Genomic DNA, 2463 nt, shown 5'->3' on the forward strand with positions numbered 1-2463 from the left:
GCTTTGCCGAAAGGCGATGTGGGATACCACCTTCCTCAACAATGTTGGGGATGTAGTACTCAGCGTATCTGACACCATAGACAGCAATGTCTATGATGTCATGGTTTGTCCGGGTTAAAAGTATCAGTAATAACTATAGCAATCCTAAATAGGTTGTGGTAATTTTACGAAACGTGATTCTTGTTATACCTGGCTGGGTTTAAACCCGCTCACTTGTCACAAATCCTATAGGATTTGTGACATATGTTCGGCGAAGCTATCGCTATAACCCTTGCCCAGTAAGGATTTACGATCTTGCATATTTTACAAATAATTTAGGATTGCTATATTATAGCATTTCCTAGAAAGCAATTTTTATAAAAATTACTTTTTTAAATCGATACAAGTCTTTCTGAGTAAGGTCTGTATCGATTATTTTATAGTCATTTATCCTAACCACACGCTTCTTTTGCCATATGTCTTTATATTCCAAGAGATATCTTAAAATTTTTAGTTTGATTTTCACGGTTTACTTATTATCTGGTTGTCAGAGTGAGCCGAAGTCATTAAATCAAGTTCAGGAAGACAATAAAATTACTGAAAAAATTGAAGGAAGTCTAGTCTTTAAAAACGTTACTCTAGATCAGTCAGATAAGCAAGGTCGTCCTCTATGGAAAGTTACAGGAGATAAAGCGACTTACTCTCCAGATAGAAAAATCGCTTACATTGACAAACCCAATGGGGATTTGTATCAAGATGGGAAACTGATTTTACAGGTGTCAGCCCAGAGTGGTGAAATTCTAGAGAATGGTGAGATAGTGTTTCTCCAAGGTCAGGTCACGGCTACTGATCCCCGTAATGGTGCTGTGTTACGAGGTGATGAGTCTGAGTGGAAACCTAAGGAAGATTTGTTAGTTATCCGCAATAACGTTAAAGGTAATCACCCTAAACTACAAGCATCCGCAAAGGAAGGGCGTTACTTAAGTCGAACCCAGAAGTTGGAATTAATTGGTCAAGTAGCAGCCATATCAAAAGACCCAAACTTGCAAATGAAAACAGAACGTTTGCTCTGGCAAATCGAACAACAGAAGGTAATTGGTAACAAAAGGATACTTATTGAGCGCTATAAAAATAAGATAGTAACAGAACGAGTGGAAGCAGACAATTCTGAGGTAAACCTTAAGGCAAATATAGCAACTCTCAAGAAAAATGTGCAGTTGACTTCGGTTGAACCACCGGTCGTGATATCGACTAATTCAGCAGTTTGGAATTTGAATGATAAAACTGTGGTGTCCGATCAGCCGGTTAGAATTGTTCACCAGCAGGAGAAAGTGATGGTAACAGCTAACAGGGGACGGGTAGATTTGGGTAAGAAAGTAGTTAGGTTAACTGGAGGAGTACAAGGGGAGGGAAGCCGTAAGCAAGCCAAACTATACGCTAATCAGCTAACTTGGGATATCCCCACCCAACAGATGGAAGCCTCAGGTAATGTAATATATGAACAAGTTTCACCCCAATTTAATACGACTGGTGATAAAGCAGTGGGTAACCTTGAAGCTCAAGATATTTTAGTAACTAGTGGTGTTGGGGAAAGAGTGGTAACAGAAATTATTCCTTGAGCTAGTTGAAGGTTGAACGCGCACGCGTGGCCTTTTGGCCAAGGTTGACTGTAGCCTAAATTAATTTATTGCTGAGACTGGCTTTGGAGCCGTTGCTCAACCCTTGACCGTTGACTGTTGACCGTTGACCGTTGACCAAAGTTGACCGTTGACCGTCAACGGTCAAGCCAACTAGATATCTATTTGCTATTTTTTATTTTCAATCAACAAGGCACTGCTGATTTTTTCAATACGCTTGGGATCACCAATGATCAATGGTTTATGGGTTTGATTGCTACTCTTTTGGGTAAGGGCACCCCACTCGACAGACAGGCGTTGCAGTAGCTGATCCTGTTTTGCTCGAAATTCTAGGATATCGTTGCCACCATTAATTATGGCAAACCACACTAAACCGCGATCGCGTGTTGGGAGAAAACCAGCTAGAGCACTAACTTCTCTGAGAGTTCCGGTTTTAATCACAGCCCCTGGGGGAATGTTACGGTCGAGCATGGTGCCCTTAGTATCCCGTCCAGCTAGGGGAAAAACATCCCTAAGATTAAGCTGGTAAGGCTGTAAAAAACGCTCAATAGCCATGAGCATAGCACAAGCAGCACGGGGGGAAATTCGATTTTCCATACCTAAGCCAGAGCCATTAATCAACTGAATTTCGCTACCGGGTACACCAGCTGACCTAGCCGCCAACCGAGCGGTTGCCTGAGCGCCGCCAATGGCTTGAGACAACATCTGAGATACGTCGTTATTACTGTAGATGTTCATCTCTCTAAGAATATCTACCAGGGGCAAAGACTTGTGGAGTAACAGATATTCTTGCTTCGGAATGGGAGTATCAGATACGACTACATTACCAGCAATTTCTAATTGGGGA

At 41.8% G+C, this 2463-nt stretch carries 2 protein-coding genes; one reads left to right on the forward strand and one right to left on the reverse strand.

Translation table 11 applies throughout. The annotated features are described in order from the left end of the window. Positions 1-455: 455 nt before the first annotated feature. Positions 456-1598 (forward strand): LPS export ABC transporter periplasmic protein LptC, encoded by a 1143-nt coding sequence (gene lptC / locus F6K52_RS35240; protein ID WP_293089681.1) that lies wholly within the window; start codon positions 456-458, stop codon positions 1596-1598. 186 nt (positions 1599-1784) lie between these two features. On the opposite strand, the gene F6K52_RS35245 is transcribed toward lptC, so the two are convergent. Next, the coding region (locus F6K52_RS35245; RefSeq protein ID WP_293089684.1) for a D-alanyl-D-alanine carboxypeptidase at positions 1785-2463 on the reverse strand (679 nt) is incomplete at its 5' end.

It is taken from the genome of Moorena sp. SIO3H5 (genome assembly GCF_010692395.1).
GTDB lineage: Bacteria > Cyanobacteriota > Cyanobacteriia > Cyanobacteriales > Coleofasciculaceae > Moorena.